This window comes from Vibrio sp. YT-19(2023) (assembly GCF_033337395.1).
Map to the genome: position 1 here is coordinate 1 of NZ_JAWOQN010000220.1, position 936 is coordinate 936.

At 50.1% G+C, this 936-nt stretch carries 1 protein-coding gene and 1 pseudogene; both read right to left on the minus strand.

The window, feature by feature from the left end; translation table 11 throughout:
* Positions 1-258, minus strand: a pseudogene (locus tag R7E78_RS24990) (hypothetical protein); the annotation flags it as partial.
* A 26-nt stretch (positions 259-284) separates the two neighbouring features.
* The coding region (gene cysE / locus R7E78_RS24995; RefSeq protein WP_318058456.1) for a serine O-acetyltransferase at positions 285-936 on the minus strand (652 nt) is incomplete at its 5' end.

Consider the following 936-nt stretch of genomic DNA (forward strand, 5'->3'; position numbering starts at 1 on the left):
GGTTTGCTTGATTTCTCGCTCCAGCTTAGAAATGCCAAGCTCTTGGTCTTTGAGCGATTTTTGCAGCTCGTTAAGCTGTTTTTCTTGCGAGGTTAGCGCCTTCTTTTGGCGATTGATTTCGCTGGAAACGCCTTTGAGCTCTTGCTGACTTGCGGCGAAAGAAGAGAGGGGATAGGTGGCAGATAAAGCACAAGTTAATAAAATAGCCGAGCGGAGCACTGGGTGATTTTGTTTTCGCACTTGAGAGTTACCTACCACATTATTGTCAAAGGATCAGAAGACGGTTAAATGCCATCTCCATGGATAAAGCTTTGTGATTTACCGTTAAAGCCTTGGTCCATATCGAGAGACGGTTTGTCTGTTTTTGGTCGACCAACGATTTTCGCGGGTACGCCCGCCACGGTCGTGTGCGGTGGCACCGCTTGCAATACTACGGAGCAAGAGCCGATTTTCGCCCCTTCGCCCACTTCGATATTACCAAGAATTTTGGCACCTGCACCAATCATCACGCCTTCACGGATTTTCGGATGACGATCGCCGCACTCTTTACCTGTACCACCTAGGGTGACGTCTTGTAGGATCGACACATCGTTATCAACCACCGCTGTTTCACCAATCACGATGCCCGTCGCATGGTCGAGCATGATGCCGCTACCAATACGTGCTGCTGGGTGAATGTCTACCTGACACGCCACAGAAATTTGGTTTTGCAAATACGTCGCGAGGGCATGACGGCCTTGTTTCCACAACCAGTTTGCCACGCGATAGCCTTGCAGCGCGTGGTAACCTTTCAAATACAATAATGGCATTGAGTACATGGAAACAGCAGGGTCGCGGTTGACCGTCGCACAAATGTCACACGCAGCAAAATCCGTGATGGTAGGGTCTGCGGCAAATGCCTCTTCGACCACTTCACGAACGGCCATTGCTGGCATC